This window comes from Arthrobacter sp. Y3221160 (assembly GCF_059092585.1).
The window spans coordinates 2,536,470-2,550,750 of record NZ_JBNHHU010000001.1 but is presented as its reverse complement, the minus strand read 5'-3'; the positions used below and the strand labels follow the sequence as shown (position 1 = coordinate 2,550,750).

The 14,281-nt window shown below is 66.8% G+C and carries 13 protein-coding genes; 1 reads left to right on the top strand and 12 read right to left on the bottom strand.

The window, feature by feature from the left end:
- Positions 1 to 4: 4 nt before the first annotated feature.
- From AC5RWG_RS11895 to AC5RWG_RS11870, 6 genes are all read right to left on the bottom strand, one after another.
- The gene (locus tag AC5RWG_RS11895; RefSeq protein WP_494167121.1) at positions 5 to 1,213 is read right to left on the bottom strand and encodes an MFS transporter; all 1,209 of its coding nucleotides are present in this window, start codon (positions 1,211 to 1,213) and stop codon (positions 5 to 7) included.
- A gap of 124 nt (positions 1,214 to 1,337) precedes the next feature.
- The gene (locus AC5RWG_RS11890) at positions 1,338 to 3,728 is read right to left on the bottom strand and encodes a bifunctional salicylyl-CoA 5-hydroxylase/oxidoreductase (protein WP_494167012.1); all 2,391 of its coding nucleotides are present in this window, start codon (positions 3,726 to 3,728) and stop codon (positions 1,338 to 1,340) included.
- A gap of 22 nt (positions 3,729 to 3,750) precedes the next feature.
- On the bottom strand, positions 3,751 to 5,400 hold the full coding sequence (locus AC5RWG_RS11885; protein ID WP_494167011.1) for an AMP-binding protein: 1,650 nt from the start codon (positions 5,398 to 5,400) through the stop codon (positions 3,751 to 3,753).
- Between the two features lie 75 nt (positions 5,401 to 5,475).
- Complete coding sequence (locus AC5RWG_RS11880; protein WP_494167010.1) at positions 5,476 to 6,384, bottom strand: acyl-CoA thioesterase; 909 nt, start codon at positions 6,382 to 6,384, stop codon at positions 5,476 to 5,478.
- The gene (locus AC5RWG_RS11875) at positions 6,381 to 6,863 is read right to left on the bottom strand and encodes a cupin domain-containing protein (protein WP_494013197.1); all 483 of its coding nucleotides are present in this window, start codon (positions 6,861 to 6,863) and stop codon (positions 6,381 to 6,383) included. Before AC5RWG_RS11875 ends, AC5RWG_RS11880 begins: the two co-directional genes overlap by 4 nt.
- Positions 6,864 to 6,898: 35 nt before the next feature.
- Entirely contained in the window at positions 6,899 to 7,810 is a 912-nt protein-coding gene (locus tag AC5RWG_RS11870) for a fumarylacetoacetate hydrolase family protein (protein WP_494167009.1), read from the bottom strand.
- A gap of 139 nt (positions 7,811 to 7,949) precedes the next feature.
- Here AC5RWG_RS11870 and AC5RWG_RS11865 point away from each other — a divergent pair, with 139 nt between their 5' ends.
- Positions 7,950 to 8,366, top strand: coding sequence for a RidA family protein (locus AC5RWG_RS11865; RefSeq protein WP_494048972.1), 417 nt, complete (start codon positions 7,950 to 7,952; stop codon positions 8,364 to 8,366).
- An 89-nt stretch (positions 8,367 to 8,455) separates the two neighbouring features.
- On the opposite strand, the gene AC5RWG_RS11860 is transcribed toward AC5RWG_RS11865, so the two are convergent.
- From AC5RWG_RS11860 to AC5RWG_RS11835, 6 genes are all read right to left on the bottom strand, one after another.
- Positions 8,456 to 9,166, bottom strand: coding sequence for an ABC transporter ATP-binding protein (locus AC5RWG_RS11860; protein ID WP_494024745.1), 711 nt, complete (start codon positions 9,164 to 9,166; stop codon positions 8,456 to 8,458).
- Positions 9,163 to 9,948 (bottom strand): ABC transporter ATP-binding protein, encoded by a 786-nt coding sequence (locus AC5RWG_RS11855; protein ID WP_494048973.1) that lies wholly within the window; start codon positions 9,946 to 9,948, stop codon positions 9,163 to 9,165. Before AC5RWG_RS11855 ends, AC5RWG_RS11860 begins: the two co-directional genes overlap by 4 nt.
- Positions 9,945 to 10,973 (bottom strand): branched-chain amino acid ABC transporter permease, encoded by a 1,029-nt coding sequence (locus AC5RWG_RS11850; protein ID WP_494048974.1) that lies wholly within the window; start codon positions 10,971 to 10,973, stop codon positions 9,945 to 9,947. Before AC5RWG_RS11850 ends, AC5RWG_RS11855 begins: the two co-directional genes overlap by 4 nt.
- A complete protein-coding gene (locus AC5RWG_RS11845; RefSeq protein WP_494048975.1) occupies positions 10,970 to 11,851 on the bottom strand; it encodes a branched-chain amino acid ABC transporter permease in 882 nt (293 codons plus the stop codon). The genes AC5RWG_RS11850 and AC5RWG_RS11845 overlap by 4 nt, the downstream gene beginning before the upstream one ends.
- Before the next feature lie 13 nt (positions 11,852 to 11,864).
- Positions 11,865 to 13,094, bottom strand: coding sequence for an ABC transporter substrate-binding protein (locus AC5RWG_RS11840; RefSeq protein WP_494167008.1), 1,230 nt, complete (start codon positions 13,092 to 13,094; stop codon positions 11,865 to 11,867).
- 308 nt (positions 13,095 to 13,402) lie between these two features.
- Entirely contained in the window at positions 13,403 to 14,275 is an 873-nt protein-coding gene (locus tag AC5RWG_RS11835) for a PaaX family transcriptional regulator (RefSeq protein ID WP_494048977.1), read from the bottom strand.
- Between the last annotated feature and the right edge of the window lie 6 nt (positions 14,276 to 14,281).

Here is a 14,281-nt window from a genome sequence, read left to right as displayed (position 1 = left end):
CTGCTTACACGAGTTCGGCGTCCCATTCAGCAGCGTCAGCTACTTCGACGCGCCGTCTTAGCAGAAGACCTGCCAGCACGAACAATGCCAGAACCATAACCGCACCGGTGTATCCAATCAGCGTCGGGATAAGGCCGGCTGCTCCGGCGATGCCGCCCGCGACTACGGACGGAACGCTCAGGGCCAGATAGCTGACCACATAGATCGCCGAGATCAGCCCAGCTCTTTCAGAAGCCCGGGCAAGGGGCAGCAGAGTGCGCATGACCCCTAAAAAGCCGGCGCCGAATCCAACACCTGCCACGATGGTGGCAATGAAGTAAAGTTCAACGGCGTCCGCCGCGGCAGCGGCCAGAGTTCCTGCCATGCCCGCCAACAGAGCCACCATGCCCAGGGTCAGCGTCCTAGCCGGCAGAGTCCGGCCGAACAGCACTATTGTCAATCCGCCGGTGCCAGCCAACGCCGCGACAATCAGTCCTGTGAGCACAATGGACTCCTGCCCCGTCATTGACCGGACAACACTCGGGCCTAGGGAAAGAATCAATCCGCAGAGCGCCCAAACCGCCACGGCGGCCGGCATCACCCACAGAGCCGGCTGGCGGACGGCTGCTGGAAAACTGACGCGGGGCCAAAGCGACTTCAACCCGCCCGCACGCCTGATGACTGTCTCCGGAGAAAATGCGGTTCCAATCGTTTGGAGAACAAGCAGTGCCACAAGAATCAGGTAGACCATATGGATCGCCGCGGGGGCTGCGGCCACAATCAGGCCCGAAGAGACGGCCCCGACGGCCAAACCAAGGGCTGGCCCGGCACTGTTGAGTACGGTTCCCAAGCCCTTGCGGACGGTGGGTTCGAGTTCAATCAAATACGCTCCGATCGTCCCGATGGCGGCCCCGGTCGCAAGCCCCTGAATAATGCGGGCAATAACGAGGACGGCTGCATTTTCAGCCAGCGCGAAAACCAGCATCGAGACAATCTCTACGGTCAGGGCCATGAGGAGGACGGGTCGCCGGCCAACGTAATCGGAGAGCGATCCGAGGGTCAGAAGGGCCGCCAACAACGCCAAAGCGTAAACGGCGAACACAACAGTGAGCACTACGGGCGGAAACCCCCACAAGGATTGGTAGATCGGATACAGCGGTGTGGGGGCGCTGGAAGCTGCCAGTAGAACAATTAGCACAGTGGCTTGCAGCCAGAAGGCGATTCGCGGAGACATCGCAGCCCTGCGGGACCACGTACCGAAAAGGGGCAGCATGGGCACTCCAAACAAGATCATACGAGGGGGCCCGGCCCTGCGATTGCAGGGCCGGGCGTTACCGCTAGCTACATTGGACTAGTAGTTACCGCGCGAAGGCCGGCTCCTCCGGCCGCACCGGCTTCCACCGCAAGTGTGCATTAGCGGTCGGGTCGTCGGTTTCCTGCAGCAGGGACAGGCGCGGGCGGACGGCGTCGGTCCGGGCGCTCGGCGGCTTCCGCCGGCCGGCGCGGAACTGCGGGACCCAGGCCAAGCCGTCGCCCCGGTAGTCTTGCTCGGCAGCTGCGTGCAGCGTCCAGTGCGGGTCGTAGAGGTGGGTGCGTCCCAGGGCGATCAGGTCGGCCCTGCCGGCCAGCAGGATCGAATTGGCATCGTCGTAGGAGGAGATCGCCCCTACCGCGATGACCGCGATCCCTGCCGGAACGGCCACTTCCTGCCGGATCCGGTCCGCGTACGGGGTCTGGTAGCTGCGGCCGAACCGCGGCTTCTCGCCCTTGGCAATCTGGCCGGTGGAGACGTCGATCCCGTCCGCGCCGTGGGCCGCGAAGGCCTTGGCGATCTGGACCGCGTCGTCCAAGGTATTGCCGCCCTCGATCCAGTCGGTCGCGGAGATGCGCACGGTCAGAGGCTTGTCGGCCGGCCAGGCCGCCCGGACGGCGTCGAAGACCTCGAGCGGGAAGCGCAGGCGGTTGTCCACGCTTCCGCCGTACTCATCGGTCCGCTGGTTGGCCACCGGGGACAGGAAGGAGGAGAGCAGGTAGCCGTGCGCCGCGTGCACCTCCAACAGGTCGAACCCGGCCTCCTCCGCCCGCCGCGCGGCCGCGACGAAGTCCGCGACCACCTTGTCCATGTGGGCCCGGTCCATCTCCCGAGGGACCTGGTTGTCCGGCCCGTAGGGCAGCGGCGACGGGCCAATCACTTCCCAGTTGCCCGTCTCCAGCGGCTGGTCGATGCCTTCCCACATCAGCTTGGTGGACGCCTTGCGGCCGGCGTGGCCGATCTGGGCACCGATCTTGGCCGGGGAGTGGCCGTGGACAAACTCGACGATGCTTCCCCAGGCCTCGCCCTGTTCGTCCGTGTACAGCCCGGTGTCGCCCGGGGTGATGCGGCCTTCCTCCGAGACGCAGACCATCTCGGTCATGACCAGTCCGGCGCCGCCCATCGCCTTGCTGCCCAGGTGCACCTTGTGGAAGTCGGTGGGCATCCCGTCGACGGCGGAGTACATGTCCATGGGCGAGACCACGATGCGGTTCTTCAGCTCCAGCCCGCCGATACGGTACGGCTGGAACATGGCCGGCGCGACAGAGTCGAGGCCCTGCGAGGCGGCGAAGTGCTCTTCCACCTGCTGGGCGAACTCGGGATCGCGCAGCCGCAGGTTGTCCTGGGTAATGCGTCGGCTGCGGGTGAGCAGGTTGAAGCTGAACTGGACCGGGTCCTGGCCGGTGTACTGCCCCACGCGCTCGAACCACTCCAGCGATGCCTGTGCGGCGCGCTGGGTGGATTCGACCACCGGGCGCCGCTCGGTCTCGTAGGCCTCGAGCGCCGTCTCCAGGTCCGGGTGTTCGTGCAGGCAGGCGGCCAGCGCCAGGGCGTCCTCCATGGCGAGCTTCGTGCCGGAGCCGATGGAGAAGTGCGCGGTGTGTGCCGCGTCGCCCAGCAGCACCACGTTTTCGTGCCGCCAGCTGGTGTTGCGGACAGTGGTGAAGTTCAGCCACTTGGAGTTGTTGGCCAGCACCTTGTGGCCCTGGAGTTCGTCGGCAAAGATGCTGCGGATCTTCGCGATCGCCTTCTCATCCGAGACGCCCGGCGGAAACACCTCGCTCTCGGTCTCGTCGAAACCGGCGGCCCGCCACGTGTCCTCCGGCATCTCAACGATGAACGTGGATCCCTCGTCGGAGTAGGGGTAGCCGTGGATCTGCATGACCCCGTGCTCCGTCTCCTTGATGAAGAACTTGAAGGCCTCGAACACCAGGTCCGTGCCCAGCCACATGAACTTGTTCGGCCGCGGGTCGAGCTCCGGCCCGAAGGATGCGGCGTACTTGGAGCGGATCTGCGAGTTCACCCCGTCGGCCGCCAGCACCAGGTCGTAGCCGGCCTCAAGTTCCTCCACCGGCGGGGCCAGCGTGGAGAAGCGCACATCCACGCCGAGCTCCGCGCAGCGGCGCTGCAGCAGTTCCAGCAGTTCCTTGCGGCTCATCGCGGCGAAGCCCTGGCCGCCAACGGTGACCGTCTCGCCCTGGTAGTGGATGTCGATGTCGGCCCAGCGGGCAAAGCGGCGGCTCATGTACTCGGCCACCACCGGGTCGGCGTTGCCGATGCCGCCCAGCGTCTCGTCCGAGAACACGACGCCGAAGCCGAAGGTGTCGCTGGCCGCGTTGCGCTCCCAGACGGTCACTTCGTGTGCCGGGTCCAGTTGCTTCATCAGGGCCGCGAAGTAGAGGCCGCCGGGGCCGCCTCCAACGATTGCGATTTTCATGTCAGTTGTCCTTAAGGTCTGTCTACGCCGTGCTGCCGGCGAGGTCGGTTTCCTGACGGCCGACCTGCTCACGCAGTTTGAAGTGCTGGAGTTTTCCGCTCGGATTGCGCGGCAGCTCGGTCACGAACCGCACATCCCGCGGGTATTTGTAGGGCGCGATGGTCTTCTTGACGAAGTCCTGGATGTCCTTGCGCTTGGCATCGTCGCCGACGACGCCGTCGCGCAGCACGATGAAAGCGCAGACCACGCTGCCGCGCTCCTCGTCGGGACGTCCGACGACGGCGTTCTCCATCACGTCCGGATGCTGGTCGATCGCCGCCTCCACCTCGGGGGCACCGATGTTGTAGCCGGAGGAGACGATCATGTTGTCCGACCGTGCCTGGTAGACGAAGTAGCCTTCCTCGTCGCGCAGGAACGTGTCGCCGGTGATGTTCCAGCCGTTCTGCACGTAGTTGGCCTGCCGCGGGTCATCCAGGTAGCGGCAGCCGGTCGGGCCGATCACCGCGAGCCGGCCCGGCTGGTTCACCGGCGACTCGTTGCCGTCCTCGTCCAGCACCGTGGCCCGGTAGCCGGGGACGGCCACGCCGGTGGCCCCGGGCCGGATGTTGTCCCCGGCGGCGGAGATGAACACATGCAGCATTTCCGTGGCGCCGATCCCGTTGACCAGGGCGAGCCCGGTGGCCTCGTGCACGGCCTCCCAGGTCTCCTTCGGCAGGTGCTCGCCGGCAGAGACCGCGATGCGCAGTCCGCGCAGCAGGTCGGCCCGGCCTTCCTTCAAGATGGCGCGGTAGGCGGTGGGTGCGGTGAACAGCACCGTGGCCCCGGCTGCGGCCGACTGTTCGGCCAGTTGCACGGGGGTGGATCGTTCCGTCAGGAGTGCCGAGGCGCCGAACCGCAACGGGAAGACCACCAGTCCGCCCAGCCCGAACGTGAAGGCCAGCGGCGGCGAGCCGGCGAACACGTCGTCCGCGGTCGGCCGCAGGATGTGGCGGGCAAACGTGTCGGCGTTCGCGAGGATGTCGCGGTGGAAGTGCATGGTGATTTTGGGCGTGCCGGTGGTGCCCGAGGTCGGCCCGAGCAGGGCCACGTCGTCCGCGGCGGTCGCCACGTCGTCGAACTCTCCGCTCTTGGCGGCGCAGCGAACGGTGAGGTCGTCGGCGTCGTCCGATCCATAGGCGACGACGGCGGTGCCCTCCCCCACCGCCTCGGCCATGCCTTCCAAAAAGCGGAAGTCGCTGATCGCCACGGCCGGTTGGGTCAGGCGGCAGATGGTGGCCACTTCGTTGGAGCGCAGCACGGGCATGGTGGTGACGACGACGGCACCGGCCTTGAGCACGCCCAGCCAGGCGGCGACCAGCCAGGGATTGTTCGGACCGCGCAGCAAGACGCGGTTGCCCGGGACAACGCCGAAGTCCTCCGTGAGCACCTGGGCGACCTGGTTGGCACGCTGCAGCAGTTGGCCGTACGTCCACACCTCCCCGTCCGGAGTGAGCAGGGCCTGCCGGTCGCCGCCGAATTCGGCGGCGGAGTCGCTGATCAAAACCGTCGCGGCATTGAGACGGTCGGGGTACTGGAGTTCGGGGAGGGTGAATTCGAAGACCGGCCACTGCTCGGCGGGCGGCAGGTGGTCGCGCGTGAACGAGTCCACATGTGCCGACGGGGACAGTTCCATGGCGTTCCTTTCGGTGGGTGAGATGGACGGCGCTGAGCCCGGCAACTTCCGGTGGCCCTGATGAAAGCTCAGGGCTCAGCGTGCGGAACGGATCATGCCTTCTTGTGCCACGGTGGCCAGCAGCCGTCCTTCGCGGTCGAAGAACCGGCCGGTGGCCAGGCCCCGGTTGTGCTGGCCGGAAACGGCTTCCTGGGCATACAACACCCAGTCGTCGGCACGGCCGTCGCGGTGGAACCACATGGAGTGGTCCAGGCTGGCGGTGACCAGTCCCGGCTCGGCCCAGTAATGGCCCTGCGCCCGCAGGATCGGCTCAAGGATGGTGTAGTCGCAGACGTAGGCGAGCGCGGTGCGGTGCAAGTCCCGGGTCGCGCGGTCGTCGGCCTGGTCGGGCAGCTTCGTGAACGCCTTCACCCACACCGCCTGCTGCGGCACCTGCTCGCCCTCAACGCGCACGTACACCGGGCCGGGAACGTGCCGCATGTCGAAACTGCGGCCATTGGACCAGTAGGCTGCGGCGTCGCCCTCGACACCTGCCAGGACCTCGGTGGCGCTGCGCAGCGAGTCGGGGTCGACGGTGGCGGGCATCTGCGGCTGGAACTCCGGGCCTTCTTCGGGCACGTGGAAGGAACCCATGGCGGCGTAGACGGTCTTGCCGCCCTGCCAGCCGCGCACGCTGCGAGTGGAATAGCCGCGGCCATCGCGCAGCTTCTCCACCTCGTAACGGACGACGGCGCCGATATCCACCGGCCGCATGAAATAGCTGTGCATCGAGTGCAGCTGCCGGTCATCGGTCACCGAACGCATCATGGCCGCGGCGGCCTGGGCGACCATGTCGCCGCCGTACGCCTTGGGCCACGGCACGTACTGGGTCGTGGCCTCGTAGGCCTCGTCGTGGATCTGCGGTTCGACGGCCGTCAGTTCGACGGCGTTCAGGAACGTCTCGGCCGTGGGAACCTGGGTTTCGGAGGCGCTTGCGGCGTTCATGCCCGGCGGTATCCTTCCAGCGTTTCGTCCGGGACCTCGTCCAGGTTGACCACGATGTTCTCCGGCGTGCGCGTGGTCAGCCAGACGAGCTCTTCGGTGACGGACATGTTTGCTTCCACGTGCGGCATGAACGGGGGAACGAAGACCCAGTCCCCGGCCTTCATGTCCAGGTATTCGGAGTAGTTTTCGCCGAAGTAGATCCGGCCGTGGCCGCGCAGTACGTAACCGCCGGTCTCCGCCTCGCCGTGGTGGTGCGGCAGTGAGCGGTAGCCCGGGACGTTGGAGACCTGCCCAAACCAGATCTTGGTGGCCGGGGTGTGCTGGATGGAAACACCCGAAACCCGGACGCAGTCACCGGACTGGGCAGTGTTGGTGTCCTCGTCCCCCGCGCGGGTGACAACCGGGACGACCTTGCCGTCGGCCCCCGCGTAGATCGAGTTGTCACCTTCGGTGCGGTATTCCGTGGTCGCATCAGTCATGATGGTTCTCCTTCTCAAGGGGTTGGAATGGTGCGTTATGCGCGTGTGGCGGGCTCCGCCGTCGTTGTTCCGCTGAGTTGCGGTGCGGGCTGTTGCGTGATGCCGGCCGGCTGGATCCGGACGCGGTTCTCCAGCCGCCCGATGCCGTCGATCTCGGTGACGAGCACGTCGCCGTCGGCCAGGAAACGCGGCGGGGTCATGCCCATGCCCACTCCCCCAGGGGTGCCGGTCAGGACCACGTCGCCCGGGCGCAGCGTGGTGAACTGCGAGATGTAGGACAGCAGCCGGGCGGGCCCGAATACCAAGGTGCCGGTGTGGTCGCGCTGCACCAGCTCGCCGTTGACGTAGCCGCGGATGTTCACTGCGGTCCCGTCGACCTCGTCCGGCGTGACCAGCACGGGACCGAGCGGGGTGGTCGCGTCAAAGGCCTTGCCCTGGAACCACTGCAGGGTCCGGCGTTGCCAGTCCCGCATCGAGAGGTCGTTGGCCACCGTGTAGCCGGCGATGGCGGCCGCGGCCTGGTCCTCGTCGGCACGGGTCAGGACGGTTCCGACGACCACGGCCAGTTCGGCCTCCCAGTCCACGCTGTCGCTCCCGGTGACGGTCAGTTCGTCCGCCGGTCCGGCCAGGGTGTCCGCGAACTTGGCGAACAGCGTGGGGTACTCGGGCAGGTCGCGGCCCATTTCCTGGATGTGGTCGCCGTAGTTCAGTCCGCAGCAGATCACCTTGCCCGGGCGGGGCACCACCGGAGCCAGTTCCGCGTCGGAAACGCTGACGACGGCGGTGCTCGCGGCGGTGCGCACCGCTTCCTCTGCGCGTGCCCGCCAATCAGGGTCCGCCAGCAGGGCTCCCACATGGGATGCGGGCAACGGCAGGTATGCGCCGTCCGCCAGCTGGACGGCGGCGGTCGTGCTCTCGGGGCCGGTTCGCAGGGTGGCCAGTTTCATGCGGATTCTCCTTTGAATTTCATGTGTCGACTTTTTTACGGCCGTCACATATGCTCAACCTACACGATCGGAACGATCTGCACCAGAGTTTTTTCCAACGAGTGAGACCGGCATCCCCATCGCCAAGGAGAGAGAGCACATGAGCAACGAGACAGCCGTCGGAAACCGCACCATCAACCCCGCGTCACTGCCCAAGCCTTCCGGCTACGCGCACGGCGTCCTGGCCGGAAACACGGTCTACCTGGGCGGCCAGACCGCCCTGGACAAGGACATGAAGATTGTCCCCGGCGGCATCGTGGAACAGTTCAAGCAGGCATTCTCGAATGTGCTGGCCACCCTGGTAGAGGCCGGCGGCCGCCCCGAAGACCTGGTCAGCGTCACCATCTACCTGACGGATGTGGACGACTACCTGGCCAACGGCCGGGAGATCGGCCGGCTCTGGCGCGAAATGGCCGGCACCGAATACCCGGCGATGGCCGGCATCGGCGTCTCCCGCCTGTGGCAGAAGGAAGCCCTCATCGAGATCCAGGGAATTGCCGTCATCCCCAACCGGTGACCAAAGCGCGTGGCGGCGCGCCGAGGTACGAACAACGGCGGCAGCCGGTCCGTGGTTTCCCCGGATCGACTGCCGCCGTTGCGTAACGGTTACGCCACGCCCAGGAGGGTCCGCGCCAGCGGCTCGTTCCGCCGGAAGTCCGCCACGCTGCTCTCGTGAACGATCTCTCCCTTGCGCATGACCGCGAGCCGGTCGGACACCGTGAAAGCCAGCCGCAGGTCCTGCTCGACCAGCAGGATCGCCATGCCGGTACCGGCCAGGTCCAGGATGATGTTCCCCACCTGCTCGACCACCGCGGGGGCCAATCCGTCCGAGGGCTCATCGAGGAGCATCAGCCGGGGCGAGCCCAGCAGCGCCCGTCCGATGGCAAGCATCTGCTGCTCCCCGCCGGAGAGCTGCGAGCCGAGGTTCGTCCGGCGTTCGCGGAGCCGCGGCATGAGCTCGTAGACCCGCTCAATCGTCCAGTCCCCGGAACGCTTGTGCAGCGCAATCTCGAGGTTTTCTTCCACGGTCAGCGGCGCGAAGACGCGCCGCCCCTGCGGCACTATCCCCACACCCGCCCGTGAGAGCACATGCGGAGCCTTCGCGGTGACATCTTTTCCGTCGACACGGACGTGGCCGCCCTTGGCGCCCACCATCCCCATGATGGTTTCGACCAGGGTGGTCTTCCCGGCGCCGTTGCGGCCGAGCAGGGCCACCGCCTCGCCCGAGTCGACCGACAGCGATACCCCTCCGAGCACCCGGCTGCCGGCGTAGCCGGACACCAGGTCCTCGACCTCCAACAGCGGCCGCCCGCTCATGGCGTCGCCTCGAAGAGGTCTACGCTTTGCGTGCGCCCGAGGTAGGCCTCCTGCACGGCATCGCTGGTTCGCACTTCCTCCGGCGTGCCATCGGCGATAAGCCTGCCGGCCGCCAGCACGCTGACGCGCTCGGCCAGACGGAAGACGATGTCCAAGTCATGCTCGACGACGACCACGGTCACCTCTCTCGGTAACGATTCCACGATTTCGGCAAAGCGGTTAGTCTCCGCCACGGACATTCCGGCCGTCGGCTCATCGAAGAGGACCATCTTGGGTTCGCACGCCAGCACCATGGCCACCTCGACCTGACGCCGTTCGCCGTGGGACAGCGCGCCGCACATCGAGGTGGCCCGGTCAAGGAGCCCCACGTTTTCCAGATGTGCCATGGCGGCATCGGTCACGGCACGGTCGGCGCCAAGGCTCGGCCAGGGACGCTTGGGCCGGCTCGTGGCCCGCTCCACCGCGAGGCGCACGTTGTCCAGCACGCTCATGTTGAGGAAGAGGCTGGAATGCTGGAACGTCCGGACGAGGCCGGCGCGCGCGCGGCCGGCCTCGCTGAGCCCCGTGACGTCCTGCCCGTTGAAGATGAGCTGCCCGTCCGTGGGGCGAAGACGTCCGGCAATGACCCCGAACAGCGTCGACTTGCCCGCCCCGTTGGGCCCGATGAGCGCGTGCCGGACGCCCCGCGCTATGTTCAGCGTCACCGCGTCCACCGCGGTGAGCGAGCCGAATCTGAGCGTGAGGTCCCGGATTTCCAGCATCGGATCGTCCGCCGTCGTCATTGTGATGCACCTGCCTTTCGTCGCAGGGGATGCCAGCGGACGCCGGCCACGCCCTTGGGCAGGAGGTAGACGCCTATGACAAAGACAATGCCGAGCAGGAGCGTGCCCCGGCCCTCGAGGTACCCGCCCAGCCAGTCGCGCACGAAGATGACCAGGGCCGCCCCGATGACCGGTCCCCAGAGGCTCCCGGCCCCGCCGAGAACCACGCTGAGGAGCGCGAACGCGGCCATGTCGAAGCCCAGATCGCCGGGGGAGATGAACTGCGTCTGTGCAACCCACGCCGTTCCCGCGGCACCGGCAATACCACCGGCGATGGTGTACGCGAGCAGCTTGACCGCGTACGTGTTCTGCCCCAGGGCACGCAGGCGAAGCTCGCCGTCGCGCACCCCACGCATGGAGCGGCCCAGCGGCGAGCGGCTCAGGAGCATCGCCGCGCAGTAACCGACGACGAATACCGCCAGGATCCACCAATACACGTAACCGGGCACGATCAAGGGCTCCCCACCGGGGAACACGCTGATGGGCGGGATTCCGCTGAGCCCATTGCTCGCGCCGACCGCTTTGAGCGAGTCGGCGCCGCGGTGGGCGAGCTCGCCGATCGCGAGAGTGACCATTAGGAACACGATTCCGGCAGTGCGCACCGCCACGGCCCCGGTCACGAGCGCCAGCACCGCTCCCGCGGCCATGCCCACGACTACCTGGACCAGGCCGCTCGCGGAGAAGTGAATGCCCACGAGGCCGGCGGAGTAGGCGCCCGCGCCGAAGTAGGCAACCTGCCCCAGAGTCGGCATGCCCAACACGCCGGTCACCAGGTCGACGCTGACCACGAGCAAGCCGAAGGCCAGCGCGCGCCCCGCCAGGCTGAGGGGATACGGCGCCAGGAAGAACGGCAATGCCGCGAGCAGGAGGAGGATGACCACCCCGATCGCGCACTCCAGCATGGTGCGCCGGGGGTCGCGGAGCAAGGGCATGCGCGCCTGTCCCCGCCCGGTCGCGAGGCCTGAATCTGTGACCGTGGGACTCATGCGTGCGCTCCTGCCCGTGCCGGCAGCAGCCCCTGCGGCCGGAGCAGGAGGACCACCGCCAGTGCTGCGAAGAGAAGGAAGGTAGCAAACTCGTGGACCAGGACCACTCCGACCGTCTGCACCTGTCCGACCACGAGCGCTCCAAGCAAGGCCCCGCGCAAGGATCCGAGGCCGCCGATGACGACGATGACCAAGGCGAGAAGGAGGATCTGATCGTCCAGGCCCGGCTGCGCGCCCAGGATGGGCGCGGCCAGCAGGCCACCCACGGCAGCCAGCGCCGCCCCGCAGCCAAAGACCAGGGTCAGCACGACCTTGGTGCGGATCCCGATGGCCTCGACCATGGCCCTGTCCGCCACGGTGGCCCGCACGATCGCCCCGGCGCGGGTGCGCTCGAGCACGATGTAGAGGACCACCGCGACGACGATTCCCGCGCCGACCATGGCAAGCCGATAGACCGGGTAGGGGTTGCCGAGCATCGTCACCGTGCTGGAGAGGAAGTCCGGCGGGGGTACGGACCGCACGTTCGCACCGAACACTTCCTGGATGAGTTCGGCGACAATGAGCGCCATTCCCAGCGTCAGCATCGCCTGCCGAAGATGGTTCCGCACCGGCGACGTCATCGCCGCGAGCAGGCCGCCGGCAGCAAAGCCGATCACGGCTGCGACGGCCACAGCCAGCAAGAACGTCCCGGCCGCCGGCGGCGCGCCAAACATCGCCACTCCCACATAGGCACCCACCAGCGACACGGCCCCGTGCGCCAGGTTCAGCACATCCATCGTGCCGAAGACGAGGGACAATCCGATGGCGATGAGGAACAGCACGGAGCCAAGTGCCAAGCCGTTGAGAATGGTTGCGGCGTTCGCATCAAGCCAACCCACGTCTGGTTGTCCTTTAGCCCTGGAGTTCTCGGAGGACGACGTTCGTGAGCGTGCCGTCGACGTCCTTGACCTCGCGGAGATAGTACGGCTGGTCGGGGTCATGGTTTTCGGTGAAGCTCCAGGGGCCGCGTGGGCTGTCCGTGAACTCCCCCACCTTTTCCAACGCGGCAGCGATCCCCTGACCGTCAACGGACTCGGCCACTTCCAACGCTGCGTCGACGGCGGCGACGGCATCGTAGGTCGCCATGGCGTAGGTCGTCGGAACTTCGCCGTACGCAGACTTGTAGGCTTCCACAAACTTCTTGTTGTGCTCGGAGTCGATCGTATGGCTGTAGTTCAGCGAGGTCTGGATGCCGAGGGCGGCCTTGCCCTGGGCCTCCAAAACGTCGCCCTCTACCAGGAACCCGTTGCCGTAGAGCTGAATGTCCTTCGCCAGGCCGAAGGTGGAGTACTGCTGAACAAAGTTCGCGGCCTCCGCACCGGCGTAGAAAGAAAAGACGGCAGACGCCCCTGAATTGCGGATCTCGCTGAGGTACGGCTGCCAGTCGCTGGTCGTGCCGAAGGGAGTGCGGGTCTCTCCGGCGATCTTGCCGCCGGCGGCCTCAAATTCCTCCCGGAAGGCTGAGATGTGCTCTTCCCCGGCGGCATAGTCGGCCGTGATGAGATAGACCGATCCGTCTCCGACTTCCTCCGCCACGTGCTTGCCGATGATCCCGCTGACCATGCCGTTGCTGTACGACGTGCGCCAGATGTAGGGGGAGGGCTCGGCCGTGATGTCGTTGGCACCCGCGTTGGTCAGGATGAGCGGCACCTTCGCCTGCACAAAGGTGTCCTTGAGGCCCAGAGCAGTCGCGGAGTTCACGATCCCGACGACGACGTCGGCCTGGTCCTGCGTGACCAGGCGCGAGGCGGCCGGGACACCTGTTTGCGGGCCCTCTCCCTCATCGGCAGAAACCACCTTGACGTCGTGACCGCCGAGCTTGTTGCCTGCCTGCTCCAGGTAGAGCTCAAAGCCCTGCTTCATGTCCTCGCCGAGCCCCGCGTACACACCGGACTGCGGGACGGCGAGGCCGATCGTCACGGCTTCGCCGGCGTCTTTGCCGCCGCTGCCGCCGTCGCCGCCGCCGCCGGTGTTGAGGCTCCCGCCGCCGCACGCCGAGAGCAGCATCATCGCGAGCGCACTGGACAGCAGGACGGTGGTGCGTCGTCCCGGGCGGAGGCCCTTCGAGAATGTTTCAGGCATGGTTGCATTCCTTCTGCGCATGCAATGCGCGGGTCGGTGCGTCAGTGAGAAGTCGACGAGCGCGAGACCGTCTGGAACTGCGTTGTCCCTTCCTTCAGGCCCCAAGGCTGAACCCCGGCCTTGATGCGCGCTCTTCGCCATCTCGTGGTGATGAGTCTGGTGTTCCTCAGCATTGCACCGCTGCGCGTGATATGCAACACATATTGCGGCCGTAATTTTATCGTGATATTCGATTCACCGAAGCCAATCCGCAGATGACCGGTTCCGGCCTAGGCCGGGGGCAGGGTGTCCGCCTCTTTCGTGCCGGCTCAGGCTGCCGCGGACGATTCCACGAGGGAGAGCGCATGCGCCTCAGCCAGCGGGCCGATGAGGCGGTGAATGCCGAAAAACACTTCGCGGGCTTCCGGTCCGCGCCAGCCCTCGGGCAGGTACTTCAACGGCAGGCCCGGGTCACGGTACGGCAGCCGCCGCCACAGTGTCAGCATCGGAACGTAGTAGCGGAAGGCGTCACGCTTGGCCTCCGGACCGGAGGCCGCCAAGGCGGCGGCAGGGTCGTCGCCAACGCGGGCGGTCCAAGCGGCCAACGCCCCGCCGTAGTAGTCCATGAACTCGTCGATCTGGCCCGCGAGTGCCTCCAGGTCCCACCACTGCGCGACCTTGTCGCGCATGTTTGATTCCTCCGAGTAATCTCCGGTGAAAAATTCCACGTACTCAGCCAGTCCGCGTTCCGTGAGCCGCCTGCGGGCACCCTCGCGTACAGCGGCCGGCGCGATCCCCACGCCTGCCGACATCGAGCCGAAGCCGAGCCGGGCCAATTCGGCGCGCAACTGGTGACGGCGTTCGCGCATCGATTCGGGCACGGAGAAGATCGCCAGCACCCAGCGATCGTCCGAGTCATCCGGGTGCGGGTTGAAGATGCGTTCATCGCCTTCGCGGACCATCTCAACAGATCGCGGCGACAATTCGTAACGGGCGGCTCCCCCGCTGCGCACACTGTTGAGCACGCCCTTGGCTTTCAGCCTCGACACTGCCGAGCGTACCCCTGGCGGGTCGTGACCGAGGTCGCCGAGCATCTCGATCAGGACGGATACCGGAAGGGCGGATCCTCCCCGGCGCCCGTACAAACCAAAGATGGTCAGGATCAGCTGCTGGTGCCGGAGGGGCGGCGTGGGAATCTGCATGGTTCG

Coding starts and splice junctions, on each gene's coding strand:
- AC5RWG_RS11835 (WP_494048977.1), bottom strand. CDS start 14,275: ATGCAGATTCCCACGCCGCCCCTCCGGCACCAGCAGCTGATCCTGACC.
- AC5RWG_RS11875 (WP_494013197.1), bottom strand. CDS start 6,863: ATGACTGATGCGACCACGGAATACCGCACCGAAGGTGACAACTCGATC.
- AC5RWG_RS11895 (WP_494167121.1), bottom strand. CDS start 1,213: ATGTCTCCGCGAATCGCCTTCTGGCTGCAAGCCACTGTGCTAATTGTT.
- AC5RWG_RS11870 (WP_494167009.1), bottom strand. CDS start 7,810: ATGAAACTGGCCACCCTGCGAACCGGCCCCGAGAGCACGACCGCCGCC.
- AC5RWG_RS11890 (WP_494167012.1), bottom strand. CDS start 3,728: ATGAAAATCGCAATCGTTGGAGGCGGCCCCGGCGGCCTCTACTTCGCG.
- AC5RWG_RS11855 (WP_494048973.1), bottom strand. CDS start 9,948: ATGACGACGGCGGACGATCCGATGCTGGAAATCCGGGACCTCACGCTC.
- AC5RWG_RS11850 (WP_494048974.1), bottom strand. CDS start 10,973: ATGAGTCCCACGGTCACAGATTCAGGCCTCGCGACCGGGCGGGGACAG.
- AC5RWG_RS11885 (WP_494167011.1), bottom strand. CDS start 5,400: ATGGAACTGTCCCCGTCGGCACATGTGGACTCGTTCACGCGCGACCAC.
- AC5RWG_RS11860 (WP_494024745.1), bottom strand. CDS start 9,166: ATGAGCGGGCGGCCGCTGTTGGAGGTCGAGGACCTGGTGTCCGGCTAC.
- AC5RWG_RS11880 (WP_494167010.1), bottom strand. CDS start 6,384: ATGAACGCCGCAAGCGCCTCCGAAACCCAGGTTCCCACGGCCGAGACG.
- AC5RWG_RS11865 (WP_494048972.1), top strand. CDS start 7,950: ATGAGCAACGAGACAGCCGTCGGAAACCGCACCATCAACCCCGCGTCA.
- AC5RWG_RS11840 (WP_494167008.1), bottom strand. CDS start 13,094: ATGCCTGAAACATTCTCGAAGGGCCTCCGCCCGGGACGACGCACCACC.